Raw genomic sequence first — 15909 nt, 5'->3', positions numbered from 1 at the left:
TGGCCGGTACCGCCGGGCACATCCGCAGCTCCTCGGCGGAGCTGGAGGCCTCGGCCGGGCAGCAGGCCACCGGCGCCCGCGAGCAGGCCACCGCGATGAGCGAGATCACCACGACGATCGAGGAGCTGCTCATCACCTCCCGGCAGATCGCCGACGGCGCCCAGCGGGTGGCGAAGATCGCCGACGAGACCGCGACCGCGGCCGGCTCCGGCGACTCCACGATCGAGGAGGCCCGGGCCTCCATCGCCGCGATCCGCCGGCAGGTCGACCTGATCGTGCAGCTACAGCGAGCTGCTGGCCGAGGACGCCACCGACGAGGCGGCCAGGCACCTGACCCGCATCCACGGCGCGGCGACCCGCATGAACGCGCTGATCGAGTCGCTGCTGCAGCTGGCGCGCGCGAACCGGGGCCAGATCCAGCACCACCCGGTCGACCTGTCGGCCCTCGCCCTGGACGTGGTGGACGAGCTCCGCCAGCGCGACCCGGCCCGCACCGTCCGCGTCTCGATCGCCGAGCAGATGACGGCCGCCTGCGACGCGGACCTCGTGCGCGCGGTCTACGCCAACCTGGTGGGCAACGCCTGGAAGTTCACGTCGCGCATCCTGGAGCCGGCGATCGACATCGGCTGCGACGGAACGGTGTACTTCGTCCGCGACAACGGCGCGGGCTTCCCGTCGGACCGGGCGGAGGAGCTGTTCCGCCCGTTCGCCCGGCTGCACGACGTCTCGGAGTTCCCGGGGACGGGGATCGGGCTGACGACGGTACAGCGCATCATCGACCGCCACGGCGGCCGCGTGTGGGCCGAGAGCGAACCCGGCCGCGGCGCGACGTTCTCCTTCACCCTGACCACCTGACGGGCCGCGCGCGCCGCCGCCGGTGCGTTACGCTCCGCCGGTGCCCGGCCCCAATGACGCCCTTGCCGCCGTCCTCGGGCGCGGCCGGCCCGCCGACGAGGCCGACGCCCTCCTCGCCGCCCTGGTCGACGGCGGCGTCTACGTGCCGATCGACGACCAGGGCTCGGTGGTCTTCATCGGCGTCGACGACACCGGCCCGGTGCTGCCCGGCTACACCAGCGAGGCCGTCTGCGAGCGGTGGCTGCCCGCTACGGCCGGCTCCGTGTTCTGCGACGCGCTGCGGCTGCTCGACATCTCCGGGCACACGGGCGTCGAGACCCTCGCCGTGTTCGCCGCCGAGCAGTGGGCGAAGGTCCCGCTGCCCCTCGTCGCCGCGACCCTGCGCGGGCGGGGACTGCGCACTCAGGGCGAGCAGACGCTGCGCCTGACGTGGTCGACGCACCCGGTCGCCGTGGCCCTGCGCGGCGCGTTCGCGGCGCGGATCCTGGCGTACCCGGCGGTGCGGACCGTGTGGATCGCGTACGCGCGGTGGACCGAGTCCGGCAACGAACACCTCATGGTCCAGATGGCGGTCGACGAGGGCGCGCGGCCGGCGGCGCAGCAACTGCTGGAGGCGGTACTCGCGCAGGACGTTCCGCTGGGCCCGGAGTCCCCGGGCCTCGCGCTGCGCGTGCTCGAGCCGGACGAGGCGGATCAGGCGGCCGAGCTGGACCGGCTGGGCCTGGACACCGTGCGCCCCGACCACGCCACGGGCCGCGTGCACATCGTGTCCCGCGAGTTCGACTGAGCTATGCGGTACTGACCCCATGCAGGTACGCGACCTGGCCGTATGAGCCTTCCGGCGGCCCGGCCAGCAGCGACATCACGCGGCCGGTGGCGGCCACGACGGGGTCGGAGCGGGTCCCCGTGTCATGGGTGGCCTTGTCCGTCCAGATCTGCATGACCCAGATCGTGTCGGGGTCGTCGAGGGCCGCGTTGACGCTGCACCACTCGAGACCGGGAATGCCGAGGCGCAGCACGTCGCGGAAACGCTCGATGAGCACCTCCCGCTCGCCCGGCCGGGCGGTCATCCGCCCGTAGACGCTGAATCGGTCCGGCATGACATCTCCGTCTCGTAATGAGACATCAGTGTCTTAAGAAGAGAGTGTACTGTCAACCGCCCGGTAGGATTCGACCATGAGCCTGCGGGACCACACCGCCGCCGCGATCATCGACAGCGCCGCCGCGATCATGGCCGGACCGGGCGGCGCCGCCAGCATGAACGAGATCGCGAGCGCCGCCGGGGTCAGCCGCGCCACGCTCTACCGCTACTTTCCCAACCGCGAGGCGTTGCTGCAGGCCATGGCCGCGACAAGCATCGAGGAGCTGGCGGCGCGCATAGCCGACGCGGATCTCCAGGGCATCCCCGTCGAGCAGGCCGTCGCCCGCCTGGCGCGCGGGTTCATCGCCGTCGGCAGCAAGTACACCGCGCTGGTCGGTCATCGACGTACCGATGACCACCCCGACGCCGAGACCCGGCTGACGGAGCCGGTGCGCGCCCTCTTCCGGCGGGGCATCGCCGACGGCTCGCTGCGGGCCGACCTCGGCCCGGAGCTGCTGACCGGGCTGTTCAGCGGCCTCGTCAAGGCAGCCCTCGAGATGACCGCCGGCGGGCGGATGGGCCCCGAGGAGGCCTCCGCGGCCGTCATCGCGGTGTTCCTGGACGGAACGCGCACGTAACGCGGGTCCTGGCCGCCGTCAGTGCTTGGTGGTGCCGGGCGTGGGGCCGTACACCAGGCGCAGTATCGCGTCGGTGAGCGTGTCGAGCAGCTCGTCCTCGTCGTAGGCGCCCGGATTGGCGTAGACGTCGGCGAACGTGATGCTGCGCAGGTTGACGGCCATCTTGGCGATCAGGTCGGGCGGCCCGCCCACCGTCCGGCCGGCCCGCGCGTCGCGCTCGATGCGCGTGCTGAACAGCGTGCAGCCCTCGTCGACCAGGCGGTCGCGCACGTGCATCACCTCGGGCCCCGGGTCGGGCGTGATGAACGCCTCGCGCAGCCAGCGCCCGTCGACCTTCCACCGGGCCAGCCCCGCGGCCAGCCCGCGGCGCAGCGCGCCCCGGTCGAGCCCGTCGGAGGCGAGCCACTCGGCCATCTCCAGGTCGGCCTCGGCGAGCCGCTGGTCGACGAGCGCGGCGAGCAGCGCCTGCTTGGACTCGAAGTAGAAGTAGAAGCCGGAGCGCGCGATGCCGGCCGCCCCGGCCAGATCGTCGATCGTGACCTGACTGATCGACTTGCTCCGGAAGACGTCCCGCGCGGCGTCGATCAGGGCCTGCTCCCGCTGGTCGCCCTTCGTGGGGGCGCGGCGGCTCTTGATGGCTGGCACGGCGTCGACTTTACAGTCCATCGGGTGTAACCGACATCGCGACGGTTATTTTCGACATGGTGTTGAGAATCCTCGGCTACGCGTCTACGTTCGGGTACGTGACCTTCAAAACGCGCCTGGCACTGCCCGTCGCCTGCTACGTGGTGCTGCTCGTGTCGGCGCTGCAGACCCTGGTCGTCCCGGTCGTCGCCGACATCCGCGCCGACCTGGGCGTCTCGACCAGCGCGGCCAGCTGGGTGGTGACCGCCAACCTGCTCGCCGCCGCGGTGTTCACGCCGATGCTCGGCCGGCTCGGCGACCTGTACGGCCGCCGCCCCGTGATGCTCGGGGTGCTGGTCGTGGTACTGCTGGGCTCGGTCCTTGCCGCCACCACCTCCAGCCTCCCGCTGCTGCTGGTCGGCCGGGTCGCCCAGGCCGCCAGCTTCGGCCTCTTCCCGCTGGCCATCGGCGTGCTCCGGGAGGAACTGCCCCCGCACCGCCTGACCGGCGCGATGGCCCTGGTCAGCGGCATGCTCTCGGTCGGCGCCGGCTTCGGCCTCGTGGTCACCGGCCTGCTGATGCGCAACGGCGGCAACTACCACGAGCTGTTCTGGCTGGCCACCGCCCTGACCGCGATCGGCCTGGCCGGCGTCTGGCGCCTGCCCCACCGCACGGGCGCGGCGAGCGGCCGCCTCGACTGGACCGGCGCCGCCCTGCTCGGCCTCGGGCTGGTGCTGCTGATCCTGCCGCTGGAGGAGGGCAACGGCTGGGGCTGGGGCTCGGCCCGGGTACTGGGCTCGCTGGCCGGCGCGGTCGTCGTGCTGGTCGTGTTCGTCCTGTTCGAGCGCCGGGCCACGCACCCGCTGGTGAGCCCGCGGATGCTCAGGTACCGCCCGATCGTCGTGGCCAACGCGGCCGGCCTGTTCCTGGGCTTCTCGATGTTCGCCGTCTTCCTGGCCGTCTCCGCGCTGGTCCAGACCCCGCACGAGCTCGCCGGCTACGGCTTCGGCGCCTCGGTACTGGCCGCCAGCCTGGTCTACCTGCTACCGGGCACGGCCGGCGGCGTGATCACCGCCCCGCTCGGCGGCCGGCTGGTCGCCCGGTTCGGGGCGAAGGCGACGCTGGTGACCGCCGCGGTCCTGGCCGGGGCCGGGTTCGCGATGCTCGCGGTGCTGCACTCGGCGACCTGGGAGGTCATCGTGGGGGCCATGGTCGTCAACACGGCGGTCACCTTCGGGTACGCGGCCCTGCCGGCACTGCTCATCGCCCACGTCGAGCCCGCCGAGACCGGGATCGCGAACAGCGTGAACTCGATCGCGCGCTCGGTCGGCATGTCGCTGGGCACCGCCTTCGTGGTCACGATGATGACGCGCAACCCGATCCCGGGGCCGGTGCCGCTGCCGCGGGAGGGGCAGTTCGTGACGGTCTTCGTGGTCGGCGCGGTGCTGGCAGCGCTCGCGGCCGCGGTGGTGGGCCTGGCCCTGCCCCGGGCGCGGCCGGTCGAGCTGACGGTGCCGGAGGTGGAGGCCGACGACGTACTGGGCGCGGCCGGCCTGGACGTGCCCGTCCGCCGATAGGACCTACAGGGCGTGGGCGCCGGACCAGGCATTCCGTCCCCCAGGTGCGGGCAGCGCCGTGGGATGGGCCGGCATGGCCCTGGCCGGGGCCGCCGTCCTCACCGTCACGATCGCGCGCCTGGCGCGAACGGTACGCGCCGGGCGGCAGTGAACAGGGGCTCTGAAATCATGGCCGGCATGGCCGGGTTCAGTTACAAGACGTCATGGCTGGCCGTCCGGGGCCGGACCCCCGACGAGGTGGCCGACGCGCTCGCACTGCGCGAGCGCGACGTCCTCGACTGGGCCGCCGGCACCGACCGGGCCTACCGGCACGGTGTGTACGTGGCCGCGCCGGTGCCGGGCTGGACCCTCGCCCACGGCCGGATGCATCTGCCGCCCGGGTTCGACGCGACTGAGCCGCCCTTTTCCGGCTGGCTCCGGGACCTCAGCCGCGACCTGGGCGAGGTGCAGTTCTTCGCCAACGAGCGGGTCCCGGACTACCACGCCTGGGCGCGGGCCCTCGACGGTGAGCTGCTGCGCGCGTACTGCTTCATCGGCGAGCGCGGCGAGGTGCCGCTGTTCCACGGTGACCCGACCGCGGACGAGGTCGAGCTGGGTATCGGCACGCGCGGTCCGGAACCCGGGCGGGAACACTGGTCGGAGGAGGAGTGGGGCGCCTGGTTCGCCACGACGCCGTCCGAGTCCGGGGTGATGGCGATGGCCGGCCGCTGGAGCATCGACCCCAACACGATCGACGATGCCGCCGTGACCACGACCGGCATCTACGGGCTGCCGCCGTCGGTCGCCGGCGTGTGAGGACGTCGTTCACCTCGGATGACCGACGCCGGCCAGGCGGTGTCGTCGATGGCCAGCCACGGGGCCGCGGCGACCGCCGACGGGGTCAGGCCCGCGAAGGCGCGTACCTCGCGGTGCAGGTGGGACTGGTCGACGTAGCCGCTCTCGGCCGCCACCTCGGCCGCCGGGCGCCCCGCGGCCAGCAGGTGGGCCGCGTGGTCGAAGCGCACCAGGCGCGCCGCGCGCTTCGGGGAGATGCCCAGCTGGCCGCGGAAGCGCGACCACAGGCGCTTGCGGCTCCAGCCCACCTCCTCGGCCAGGCCCTCGACGCTCACCCGGCCCCGGCCCGCGTGCGTGCGGCGCCAGGTGTGGGCGACCTCCGGGTCGACCGGGGGCGCGTCCAGGCGGCGGGCCAGGAAACCGGTGGCGATCGCGAAGCGCTCGTCCCAGCCGGAGGCCGCGCGCAGGCGGTCCTCGAGCCGGGTCGCGTCGCGGCCCCAGAGCTCGTCCAGCGACACGAGTACCCCGGTCAGGTCCGGCCCGCCGAAGGCCGCGGCGGACGCGACCGGGTCGAGGCGGATCTGCAGGCAGTCCACGACCCGGCCGGTCGCGCGCAGGTCGCCGGGGAGCAGGCCGGCCACGACGCTGCCGCAGCGGCGGCTGGTGCCCGCGCCGCACACCAGACCGTCGTCGTCGGCGGCCAGGTTGAGCAGGACGGTGACCGACGGGTGGGCGACCATCGCGATGTCCCACGTCGCCGGGCGGCGCTGCCGGAAGCCGGCCATCGCCACGCCGGGCCGCCGGAGGGCGGGGTGCGGAACCGCGATGGCCACCGTGGACCAGTCGGGTGGCACGGACACGAGTCTAGGCCGTGCCGGCCAGCAGGTGCTCGCTCGTGAGCTCCGGCGCCTCCAGCATCGGGACGTGGCCGACGCCCGGCAGCAGCTCGATCCGGGCGCCGGGCACGGCCTCGTAGCGCCGGGCCGACGCCGGGTCCCAGCGCGGGTCCGCGGCGCCGAAGAGGACCCGCACCGGCTTGCCCAGCCCGGCCAGGCGCGCGGGGACGTCCCGCTCCTGAAGGTACGCCCGGTTGTTCGACAGCACCGCCCGGAACGCGCGGTACCGGGTGGCCCGCACGTCGGCGACGGCCTCGTCGGGGATGGCGGCCGGAAGGGCCATCGTGGCGGCGATGCCGCGGCGCAGCATGGCGTCGGTGCGCACCGGCCAGAGCAGCGGGCCGAACGGCGGGGCGAGCAGCAGCCGCAGGATGAGCGGCTCGGGTCGCAGCGCGTCGAGGGCCGGGCCGGTGCTGACGAGGGTCAGCGACCGCACGAGGTCGGGGCGGCGCTCGGCGAGGGCGGTGGCGGCGTACCCGCCGCTGGAGTGCCCGGCCACGGCCACGTCGCGCAGGCCGAGGTCGTCGAGGACCGCGGCGACCCGGTCGGCCTGCGCGGGTACGTCGAAGGACGGCGCGGGCCCGGACCGGCCGCAGCCGGGCAGGTCGACGCGCACCACGTGGTGGCGCGCGGCCAGGGCCGGGACCACCGGGGCCCAGGTGGACCCCGACGCCCCCGACCCGTGGATCAGCAGCAGCGGCGGCGCCGAGCGCGGACCGTCCTGCACCACATGCATCATGCCGCCGAGGATGACCGCCCGGCGCCGTGGCGGTCTTGGACAAATGTCACGCCGGCTCGACGGGCAGCCACAGCTCACAGGTCGCGGTGCTGAAGTCGTCCGCGCGGTCCAGGATCGCGACGATCGAGGGGCCCGGCCGCAGGCGCCACGGGTTGGAGGGGAACCACTCGGTCGCGGTCGCGGCCCAGGTCTCCTGCAGGGCCTGCGGGTGGGGCCCGGCGGTGCGGAAGACCGCCCACCGGCCGGCCGGTACGTCGATGGCGTGCAGGTCGTGGGGGGCCGGGGTGGCCCCCGAGACGGCGACCCCGTGCAGGTAGGTGAGTGGGCTGCCCTCGGTGCCGTCGGGGTCGACGCCGTCGCTCACCTGCAGCAGGCCCGCCGGCTCGGTGTCGCTCAGGGCCTTCAGCCGGACGTGCTCCTCCGGCGGCAGCGCGGTGATGAGGCTCTGGATGTGCGGGTTGACGCCCCGGTGGATCAGCGGAACCCGGGCCGCGTGTCCGACGAGCCGGAATGTGGGGCGGTCGACGATGCGGGTGTCCATGGGGATGCTCCCTTCGACGGTCAGGCGGAACCTGATCTGCGGCTGTGTGCGAAGGGGGCCTCCGTCGCGGCGTACGTCGCCGGGTCCGGCGCCGTGGACCGCCCGGAACGCGCGTCCGAACGCCTCGGTCGAGCCGTACCCGTGCCGGACCGCGATGCTCAGCAGGTCGTCGTCACCCCGTACGACGGCGGCCGCCGCGACGGTCATGCGGCGCCGGCGCACGTACTCCGACAGCGGCATGCCGGCCAGCGACGAGAACATCCGGCGCAGGTGGTACTCGGTCGTGCCGAGCGCCCGGGCCAGCCCGTCGACGTCGAACTCCGCGGTGAGGTGCTCCTCGACGAGGTCGACGAGCCGGTTGAGTCCCGAGATCACGAGGCCCCCTTTCGACGTCAACCTTGGCCGGAGGCACCCCGCCCGCGCCCGACCGCCGTGGCCCGATCCGATCATGTGCCCGGATCGCCGCGCAGCGCGCTCAGCACAGGGCCATCGCCCGCGCGCCGATGTTGCGCGCGGCCAGGCCGAGGCGCGTCTTCGGGACCACCAGGGCCGCGGCCCGTCCGGCCCCGCGGACCTTGGCGTCGGTGCGCACGCGGTGCTCGGCCTCGTAGCGGCGCAGGCCCAGGGCGAGGTCGCCGCCGGACGCGGCGAGGGCGGAGGCCAGGATGTGGGCGCCGGCCAGGGCGAGGCTCGAGCCGTCGCCGAAGAGCGAGACGCAGGACGCGGCGTCCCCGACCAGCGTGACGCGCCCCTGCGTCCATGTTGGCAGGTGTACCTGACTGACGCTGTCGAAGTACAGGTCGGCGCCCGGCAGCTTCGCGAGCAGCTCCGGCACCCGCCAGCCGGCACCCGCGTAGGCCTCGGTGACGATCCGGCGGTGCTCGTCGGCGTCGCGGTGGTCGAGGCCGGGGCGGGCCGGGCCGCGGAAGATGAACGCGGCCAGGGCGTCGCCGCGGGACGGGTGGATCGAGGCCAGGCGGCCCGGCTCGTTGTACAGCAGCGTGTGCCGCTGGTCGTCGACCGGCTCGCCCAGGGGCAGGGTCGCCACCCACACGCCGAGGTGGCGCACGAGCTCGGTCTCGTCCCCGAACGCGATGCGGCGCACCGCGGAGTGCAGGCCGTCGGCCCCGATGACCAGGTCGAAGCGCTCGGGCGCGCCACGGTCGAAGGTGACGTCCACGCCGGCGGCGTCGGTGCGCAGGGCGGTGACCGAGTCGTCGAAGCGGAACTCGGCGCGGTCGCGGGCGGCCTCGAAGAGGGTCGTGGCGAGGTCGGCGCGCGGAATCTCCAGGGCCCCCTCCTCGGTCTGCATCGGCAGGCGGGCGATGGTCCGGCCGCGGGCGTCGAGGACGCGCATGCCGTCGGGGTGGGTGGCGCGCTCGCGCAGGGCGGGCAGCACGCCCATGTCGCGGACGACGGGCAGGGCCGGGCCGCGCACGTCGACCGGGTTGCCGCTGGAGCGCTGACCCCGCGAGCGCTCCACGACGGTGACCCGGAAGCCGTTCCGGGCGAGCCAGTAGGCGGCGGTGGAGCCGGCCACGCCGGCGCCGGAGATGAGAACCGAAGGCGTCATGCCTCCGACGATATCCGCACTCAGTGCAAATTTGCAATGAGTGCCAACTAACATTCGATGCGATATGCTGGACGGCATGTCGTTGCGGGAGCTGAAGCGAGCACGGACCCGGCAGGCCCTGGTGGACGCGGCCACCGACCTGTTCGAGCGCAACGGCTACGAGCAGACGACGATCGCCGACATCGCGGCCGCGGCCGAGGTGGGCACGCGGACCTTCTTCGGCTACTTCGCGAGCAAGGAGGACCTGCTCTTCCCCGAGACCGACGCCCGGGTGCGGGCCGCGGTCGACGCGATCGACGGGCGTGGGCCGCACGACACGCCCCCGCAGGTGCTGCTGCGCGCCCTGTCGCTGGTCGGCGAGGACGGCGACGATTTGTCCGGCCGGCTCGCGGCGCTGCGGCTGCGGTTCATCGCCGAGATCCCGTCGGTGCGCGGCAAGGCCATGCAGACCCAGTTCGACGTGCAGCGGGAGATCGCGCAGCGGCTGGCCGCCGCGTTCCCGGCGGAGCTGGACGGCGTCACCGCCGCCGCCCTCGTCGGCGCCTTCGTCGGGGCCGTGGCCGGCGCGCTGCAGGCGCTGCTCGGCGAGGGGCCGCGCGATCCGGAGACGGTACAGAAGGCCGTCGAAACGGCCACCGAGGTAGCACTGCGTCCATGGATCGCACACAATGTGCGACACATGGAGCCCCCAAACGTGTGACCCTCCCAGGATGGGAGGCGATCACGGACTCAGTGTCGGATCGGCCGGAGAACGGCTGATACAGGAGCGGGCGGGGACGGTGGAGCGGGCCGAGCGCTTCTACCGCCAGCAGGTGCTGCCCGCGCTCAACGAGCAGATGGAGGAGTTCGTCGGGCGCCAGGAGATGATGTTCGTCTCGACCGCGGACGCCCTCGGGCACTGCGACTGCACGTTCCGGGCCGGTCCGGCCGGCTTCGTGTCGGTGCTCGCGCCGGGGCGGCTGGCCTGGCCGGAGTACCGCGGCAACGGCGTCATGGCCAGTGTCGGCAACCTCGTCGAGAACCCGAACGTCGGCCTGCTCTTCGTCGACTTCTTCAAGGATGTGATCGGCCTGCACGTGAACGGCCACGCCACCGTCGCCTCCGACGTCGAGATGCGCCGCGACCACCCGCAGCTGCCCGCCGACCAGGTGCCGGGGCGGCGGCCGGAGCGCTGGGTGAACGTGTTCGTCGAGGAGGCGTACATCCACTGCGCCAAGCACATCCCGCGGCTGCGCAAGGTCACCGCCGAGGAGCGCGCCTGGGGCACCGACGACGTGCGGCGCAAGGGCGGCGACTACTTCGGGGCCGCGGCCGCGATGTTGGGTACCTTGGGGCGATGAGCAGCTTCTTCGACAAGGTCAAGGACCTCGCCGACCAGCACGACGAGAAGGTCGACCAGGCCCTCGACAAGATCGGTGACGTCGTCGACGACAAGACCGGCAACAAGTACAGCGACCACATCGACAAGGGCGTCGACTTCGCCCAGGAGCACACGGGCGAAGGCGACACCAACCGGCAGCCCTGACCCCGCGCCGGGCCTCGGCCGCTACGACGACGCCGAGGCCCGCGGCAGCAGGTTGGCCAGCAGCGCCAGCGCCAGCTCCAGGACCACCAGCGCCACCATGCTCGCCCGGAAGCCCTCGGTGATCGTGGCGCCGCGGTAGAAGACGATCCCGATGAGCGCCACGCCGAGCGCGTTGCCGGTCTGGTTGACGGTGCTGAGCACGCCGGACGCCGCGCCGGTGTGTTCCGCCGGTACCGCCGACAGCGCGAACGTCGTCAGCGGCGCGAGGGCGAGCCCCATCCCGAGCCCCTCCAGCGCCAGCCCCGGCAGCAGCCAGCCGAGCCCGGCCCCGGCCGCGAGCGCCATCGCGCCCAGCCCGGCCGCCATCACCACCGCACCCAGCGCCACCGACGCGCGCCCCAGCCGCGCCGCGATCCGGTGCGCCCGCATCGACGTGAGCAGGTACCCGGCGCCGACCGCCATGAACACCGCGCCGGACTCGAGGGCCGACAGGCCGCGGCCGGTCTGCAGGTACAGCGCCAGCACCAGGAAGAACGAGGCCTGCCCCATCCAGAACGCCTGCACCGCGACGAGCCCGGCCCCGAACGAGCGGCCGCGGAAGATGCGCAGGTCGACGAGCGGCTGCTGACGGTACCGCTGCAACCGGACGAAGGCCGCGAACAGCACGGCCGCGAGCCCCAGACTCACCCACGTCCACACCGGCCAGCCCTGCTCCCGCCCCTGGATGAGCGGCAGGACCAGCGCCACCAGCGCCGCCGTCACCAGCGCCGCCCCGGCCAGGTCGAGCCGGGTGCCGCTCCCGCGCGACTCCGGCACCGAGCGCAGCATCACCAGCGCCGCGATCCCGACCGGCAGGTTGATCAGGAAGCAGGCCCGCCAGTCCAGGCCGAACAGGTCCGCCTTGATGAGCAGGCCGCCGACCACCTGGCCGAACACGGCGCCGAGGCCGAGGGTCAGGGCGTAGCGCGCGAACGCCCGCGGCTGCTCCGGCGCCGGGACCGCGGTGCGCAGGATCGCCAGGGTCTGCGGCATGAGCAGCGCCGCCCCCGCGCCCTGCAGCACCCGCCCGGCGACCAGGGCCCCGGCCACCGGCGCGACCCCGCACAGCACCGACGCCGCGGTGAACACGATGAGCCCGGCGGTCAGGACGCGGCGGCGGCCGTACAGATCCCCGAGTCGGCCGCCGGTGATGAGCCCGGCCGCGAGGGCCAGGCCGAACCCGGCCACCATCCACTGCAGGGCGGCGGGCCCGGCCCGCAGGTCGAGCTGGATCGCCGGCATCGCCACGTTGACGATGAAGAAGTCCAGCGCGGTCAGGAACGTCACGGTGAGCAGGGCGGGCAGCACATTGGCGCCGGTGCGCCCGGCCGCCGGTGCGATAACGGTCGTGGTCATGGCCCCGACGCTAGGGATTGGCACGCGTGGCGGAATCGGGATCGCTTAGGTACCCCGTACCAGCGGTAGGGTCGGATGCGTGCTGATCGGGCGGTCCCAGGAGCAGGCGCGGCTGCGCGCCCTCGCCGAGGCGGCCCGCGACGGGGCCGGCGGCGCCCTGGTGCTGCGCGGTGGCCCCGGCATCGGCAAGACGGCGCTGCTGGACTGGGCCGCGGAGCTTCCCGCGGCGACGGTACTGCGGGCCGCCGGCGCCGAGTTCGAGGCCGACCTGCCCTTCGCCGGCCTGAGCCAGCTCCTGCGCCCCGTCCTGGACCGCCTGGACGGGCTGCCCGCCCCGCAGCGCGACGCGCTCGCCGGCGCCTTCGGCCTCGGCCCGGCCCACGCCGCCGACCGGCTGCTCGTCGGCTTCGGGGTGCTGTCGCTGCTGTCCTCGGTCGACGGCCCGCTGCTGTGCCTGGTCGACGACGCCCAGTGGCTGGACTCCGTCTCGGCCGACGCGCTGCTCTTCGCGGCCCGCCGCCTCGGCGCCGAGGGCGTGGCGCTGGTCCTCGCCGCACGCCCTGGGGCCATGGAGCCGTCCGGCCTGCCGGAGCTGCCCCTGGAGGGCCTCGGGCCGGCCGACGCCGAGCGGCTCCTCGAACCGGGGCTGGATCCGGCGGTACGACACCGGCTTCTGACGGAGGCCGAAGGCAACCCGCTGGCGCTGCTCGAGCTGCCCCGCACCGCCGCCCCGCACGCCGGCGCCCTGCCCGAGCGGCTGCGGGAGGCGTTCCACGGCCAGATCGCCGCCCTGCCCCCGGCCACCCGCGCCGCCCTGCTCGCGGCCGCGGCCGAGGACTCCGGCGACCTCGCGGCCGTGCTGCGGACCACCACGGCGGCGGACCTGCGCCCGGCCGAGGAGGCGCGGCTGATCGAGGTCGCCGGCGGCCGCGTCCGCTTCCGCCACCCCCTGATCCGCGCCGCGGCCTACCACGGCGCCTCCCTCGCCGAGCGGGTCGCGGCCCACACGGCCCTCGCCGGCGCGCTCACCGGCCCCGAGTCGGCCGACCGCCGTGCCTGGCACCGCGCCGCCGCCGCGACCGGCCCCGACGACGAGGTCGCGGCCGCGCTGGAGGACAGCGCGGACACGGCCCGGGCCCGCGGCGGCTACGGCGCGGCCGCCGCCGCCTACGAGCGCGCCGCCGAGCTCAGCACGACCCCCGCCGCGCAGGCCCGGCGGCTGCTGCTGGCCGCCGAGAACGGCCTGCACGCGGGCGCCCTCGGCACCGCGGTCGCGCTCGCCGAGCGGGCCGGCGGCCTCGACACCGACCCCGCGTTCCTGGCCCGGGTCGGCTTCGTCGAGGGCCAGGCGTGGTTCTGGCAGGGCAACTTCCAGGCGGCGTACGACCTGATCTCCTACGGCGGCGCGTACCGCCACGCGGTGCACCCGGCCTGGTACCTCGGCGAGCCCGCGCTGGGCGAGTGCCTCGACCGGCTCGCCCGGCTCGACGCCGACCCGGTCGCGCGGTACGTCGTCGCCGCCGTGCGCGGCCGCCCGCGTCCCCTGGCCGAGGTCGCCGACCGCCGCACCGCGCTCGACCCGGCCGTCTCGCCGCGCGACCTCGTCGAGCTGTGCGGGTTCGCCTTCGTGGCCGGCCAGGACGCCGAGGCCCACGAGCTCGCCGCCGCTCTCGCCGGCCGCTGCCGCGCCGAGGGCCTGGCCGGCCTGCTGCCGACCCTGCTGTTCTTCCAGGCCGAGGCCGAGCTGTTCGCGGGCCGCCACCGCGACGCGGCCGTCTCCGCCGCCGAGGGCCTGGCCCTGGCCCGCGACGGCGGCCAGCCGCTGTGGATCAGCCAGCTGTCGGCGGTCCGCGCCCTGCTCGCGGCCCTGGCCGGCGACGAGGACCCGTGCCGCGCCGCGGTCGCCGACGCCCTGGCCGCCGCCTCCCCGGGCTGCCCACCGGCCGGCCACACGTGGGCCCAGTGGGCGCTCGCGCTCGCCGACCTCGCCCAGGGCCGTCCGGAGGCGGCGGTACCGCGCCTGCTGCCGCTGCAGTCCGACCCCTACGCCCACCACGTGGTGGCGTACCGCTCGATCCCCGACCTCATCGAGGCCGCCGTCCGCGCCGGCACACCGTCCACTGTGGAGCCGTACCTGCCCCGCCTGGCCGCGCTCGCCGACCGCACCGCCCAGCCGTGGGCCCAGGCCGTGCTGCTGCGGTGCCGCGCCCTGCTGTCCGGGGACGAGCACGAGTACCTGCTGTCGCTGAAGCTGCCGGTCTCCGCCTTCGAACGCGCCCGCACCGAGCTGCTGTACGGTGAGTGGCTGCGCCGCGCGCGCCGCAAGGCCGACGCCCGCCGCGTGCTGCAGCAGGCCCTCGAGACCTTCGACCGCCTGGCCGCCCGCCCCTGGTCGGCGCGCGCCCGGTCGGAGCTGGCGGCCACGGGCCTGCCGTCGTCCCCGGCGAGCCCGGAGCCGGCGGCGGCGCGGCTGACCCCGCAGGAGCTGCAGATCGCCCGGCTGGCCGCGCAGGGCCTGTCGAACCGCGACATCGCGGGGCAGCTCTTCCTGAGCCCGAAGACCGTGGCGTACCACCTGTACAAGGCGTACCCGAAGCTCGGCGTGACCGCCCGCACCGATCTGGCCGCCCTGCCCCTGTAGCGTCTCTCGCCATGGACGTGGGATCGGCGATCGTCGCACTGTCGGGCACCGTGATCGGAGCCGGCCTCACTCTGGCGATGGAGCTGGTACGCGCCCGGATCGGCGACCGCGCCTCACGCCGCAACGCCCTGCTGGCATCGTGCTCGAGCTTCACCGCGGCGGTAGCACGGATGCGCTCCCTGTGCGCCGAGCTCGACGTCGACCCCGCCAACCGCGAACGCGCCCGCCTGCAGCTGGAGGAGATCCGCGTCGAGTGCGAGCGCCTGCGCCTGCTGCTGGACGACCGCACAACCCAGCGCGCGGCGCGCCTGGCCCTGCGGCATGTGTACGCGGTGTGGCAGCTGGCAGCGGAGGGCGTGGATCTGCGGGCGGAGCAGTACCCGGGCCAGGCCCCGAACGAACGCTTGCGGGCGGCCCTGACCGACCTGTACGTGGGCGTGCGCCGCGAGACGGGCTCCCGCGCGCCGGAGGCCGTGTTCGCCGAGCTCGAGGACTGACCCCCGCAATGCGGTGGCCGTTCGGTACGTGGCGATGGGCTGCGCGGGCGGTTGTTCGCTACTGACGCGGTGTGTCAGCGTGCATAAATACGGGTGATGCCGCGGCATTCGCGGTCCACCGAGCCGTCTTGGGCAAGGAGGGGCGCTGGCCTGCGCCGGCGAAGCCGTCACCCGGTTCAACATCGCGGCGATTCACGGGGCGGAGGGCAACCTCGACCAAGCGATCAGCGAACTAGAACGCGTCGTCGACCTCGACCAGCAAGTCAGCCACCCCGACCTCGCATCCGACACCGCGTTCCTCGAACAAGTACGCCACGAACGAGCTGCAAGCCCCAAAGCAACCTGATCATTCGTACTTCACGCGGCGCGCGATCGTGAGGGTGAGGACGGCGGCCACGGCCATGCCCGGCACGAACGCGAGCAGCCACAACACGCCGAAGGCCAGCAGGGCGAGGCCGACGATGAAGCCCGCCAGGATCGGGGCGTGTCGGCGCACGGCGGCCACTGCGAGCGGTACCGATATCGGGTTGCCGTCGGGGCTCTTCCTTGTGAC

The 15909-nt window shown here is 74.4% G+C and carries 18 protein-coding genes; 10 read left to right on the top strand and 8 right to left on the bottom strand.

The genetic code is table 11. The features are described from left to right. Positions 1-360 precede the first annotated feature (360 nt). Both ACPPVO_RS40530 and ACPPVO_RS40525 read left to right on the top strand, forming a co-directional pair. Positions 361-855: a sensor histidine kinase gene (locus ACPPVO_RS40530; RefSeq protein WP_426503881.1), complete on the top strand. Its 495-nt coding sequence runs from the start codon at positions 361-363 to the stop codon at positions 853-855. 40 nt (positions 856-895) lie between these two features. Continuing rightward, a complete protein-coding gene (locus ACPPVO_RS40525; RefSeq protein ID WP_426503880.1) occupies positions 896-1642 on the top strand; it encodes a hypothetical protein in 747 nt (248 codons plus the stop codon). A gap of 1 nt (position 1643) precedes the next feature. Here the strand turns inward: ACPPVO_RS40525 and ACPPVO_RS40520 are convergent, their stop codons facing one another. After that, positions 1644-1955 (bottom strand): putative quinol monooxygenase, encoded by a 312-nt coding sequence (locus ACPPVO_RS40520; RefSeq protein ID WP_426503879.1) that lies wholly within the window; start codon positions 1953-1955, stop codon positions 1644-1646. A gap of 76 nt (positions 1956-2031) precedes the next feature. Between ACPPVO_RS40520 and ACPPVO_RS40515 the strand changes: the two genes are divergently transcribed. Next, positions 2032-2574: a TetR/AcrR family transcriptional regulator gene (locus tag ACPPVO_RS40515; RefSeq protein WP_426503878.1), complete on the top strand. Its 543-nt coding sequence runs from the start codon at positions 2032-2034 to the stop codon at positions 2572-2574. An 18-nt stretch (positions 2575-2592) separates the two neighbouring features. On the opposite strand, the gene ACPPVO_RS40510 is transcribed toward ACPPVO_RS40515, so the two are convergent. Continuing rightward, positions 2593-3219 carry a TetR/AcrR family transcriptional regulator gene (locus tag ACPPVO_RS40510; RefSeq protein WP_426503877.1) on the bottom strand — a complete coding sequence of 209 codons (627 nt, stop codon included), beginning with the start codon at positions 3217-3219 and terminating at the stop codon, positions 2593-2595. A 98-nt stretch (positions 3220-3317) separates the two neighbouring features. Here ACPPVO_RS40510 and ACPPVO_RS40505 point away from each other — a divergent pair, with 98 nt between their 5' ends. Beyond that, positions 3318-4775: an MFS transporter gene (locus tag ACPPVO_RS40505; protein ID WP_426503876.1), complete on the top strand. Its 1458-nt coding sequence runs from the start codon at positions 3318-3320 to the stop codon at positions 4773-4775. A 177-nt stretch (positions 4776-4952) separates the two neighbouring features. Continuing rightward, entirely contained in the window at positions 4953-5570 is a 618-nt protein-coding gene (locus tag ACPPVO_RS40500) for a hypothetical protein (protein WP_426503875.1), read from the top strand. On the opposite strand, the gene ACPPVO_RS40495 is transcribed toward ACPPVO_RS40500, so the two are convergent. The 4 genes from ACPPVO_RS40495 to ACPPVO_RS40480 form a co-directional block, all read right to left on the bottom strand. Beyond that, positions 5537-6403, bottom strand: coding sequence for a helix-turn-helix domain-containing protein (locus ACPPVO_RS40495; protein ID WP_426503874.1), 867 nt, complete (start codon positions 6401-6403; stop codon positions 5537-5539). The two genes, ACPPVO_RS40500 and ACPPVO_RS40495, sit on opposite strands and share 34 nt — an antisense overlap. Before the next feature lie 10 nt (positions 6404-6413). Beyond that, positions 6414-7184, bottom strand: a complete 771-nt coding sequence (locus ACPPVO_RS40490; protein WP_426503873.1) for an alpha/beta fold hydrolase — start codon at positions 7182-7184, stop codon at positions 6414-6416. A 46-nt stretch (positions 7185-7230) separates the two neighbouring features. Further along, positions 7231-8100 (bottom strand): AraC family transcriptional regulator, encoded by an 870-nt coding sequence (locus ACPPVO_RS40485; protein ID WP_426503872.1) that lies wholly within the window; start codon positions 8098-8100, stop codon positions 7231-7233. A gap of 100 nt (positions 8101-8200) precedes the next feature. Continuing rightward, positions 8201-9298: an FAD-dependent oxidoreductase gene (locus ACPPVO_RS40480; protein WP_426503870.1), complete on the bottom strand. Its 1098-nt coding sequence runs from the start codon at positions 9296-9298 to the stop codon at positions 8201-8203. Positions 9299-9374: 76 nt separating this feature from the next. Between ACPPVO_RS40480 and ACPPVO_RS40475 the strand changes: the two genes are divergently transcribed. Genes ACPPVO_RS40475 through ACPPVO_RS40465 form a run of 3 tightly spaced genes read left to right on the top strand, consistent with a single transcriptional unit; the run spans position 9375 to position 10823 of the window. Then, complete coding sequence (locus ACPPVO_RS40475) at positions 9375-9998, top strand: TetR/AcrR family transcriptional regulator (protein ID WP_426503869.1); 624 nt, start codon at positions 9375-9377, stop codon at positions 9996-9998. A gap of 10 nt (positions 9999-10008) precedes the next feature. Continuing rightward, positions 10009-10638 (top strand): pyridoxamine 5'-phosphate oxidase family protein, encoded by a 630-nt coding sequence (locus tag ACPPVO_RS40470; protein ID WP_426503868.1) that lies wholly within the window; start codon positions 10009-10011, stop codon positions 10636-10638. Next, complete coding sequence (locus ACPPVO_RS40465; RefSeq protein WP_426503867.1) at positions 10635-10823, top strand: antitoxin; 189 nt, start codon at positions 10635-10637, stop codon at positions 10821-10823. The genes ACPPVO_RS40470 and ACPPVO_RS40465 overlap by 4 nt, the downstream gene beginning before the upstream one ends. A gap of 21 nt (positions 10824-10844) precedes the next feature. Here ACPPVO_RS40465 and ACPPVO_RS40460 read toward each other — a convergent pair whose 3' ends face one another. Continuing rightward, positions 10845-12218: an MFS transporter gene (locus tag ACPPVO_RS40460; protein ID WP_426503866.1), complete on the bottom strand. Its 1374-nt coding sequence runs from the start codon at positions 12216-12218 to the stop codon at positions 10845-10847. Between the two features lie 79 nt (positions 12219-12297). Here ACPPVO_RS40460 and ACPPVO_RS40455 point away from each other — a divergent pair, with 79 nt between their 5' ends. Both ACPPVO_RS40455 and ACPPVO_RS40450 read left to right on the top strand, forming a co-directional pair. Next, positions 12298-14859: an AAA family ATPase gene (locus ACPPVO_RS40455; RefSeq protein WP_426503865.1), complete on the top strand. Its 2562-nt coding sequence runs from the start codon at positions 12298-12300 to the stop codon at positions 14857-14859. A gap of 11 nt (positions 14860-14870) precedes the next feature. Then, positions 14871-15356 (top strand): hypothetical protein, encoded by a 486-nt coding sequence (locus ACPPVO_RS40450; RefSeq protein ID WP_426503864.1) that lies wholly within the window; start codon positions 14871-14873, stop codon positions 15354-15356. Between the two features lie 346 nt (positions 15357-15702). On the opposite strand, the gene ACPPVO_RS40445 is transcribed toward ACPPVO_RS40450, so the two are convergent. Then, positions 15703-15852 carry a hypothetical protein gene (locus ACPPVO_RS40445; RefSeq protein WP_426503863.1) on the bottom strand — a complete coding sequence of 50 codons (150 nt, stop codon included), beginning with the start codon at positions 15850-15852 and terminating at the stop codon, positions 15703-15705. Between the last annotated feature and the right edge of the window lie 57 nt (positions 15853-15909).

The sequence above is a fragment of the Dactylosporangium sp. McL0621 genome (assembly GCF_049995355.1).
Taxonomy (GTDB): Bacteria; Actinomycetota; Actinomycetes; order Mycobacteriales; family Micromonosporaceae; genus Dactylosporangium.
Note: the sequence above shows the minus strand (reverse complement) of the source record. Positions and strands in the feature narration are given on the sequence as shown.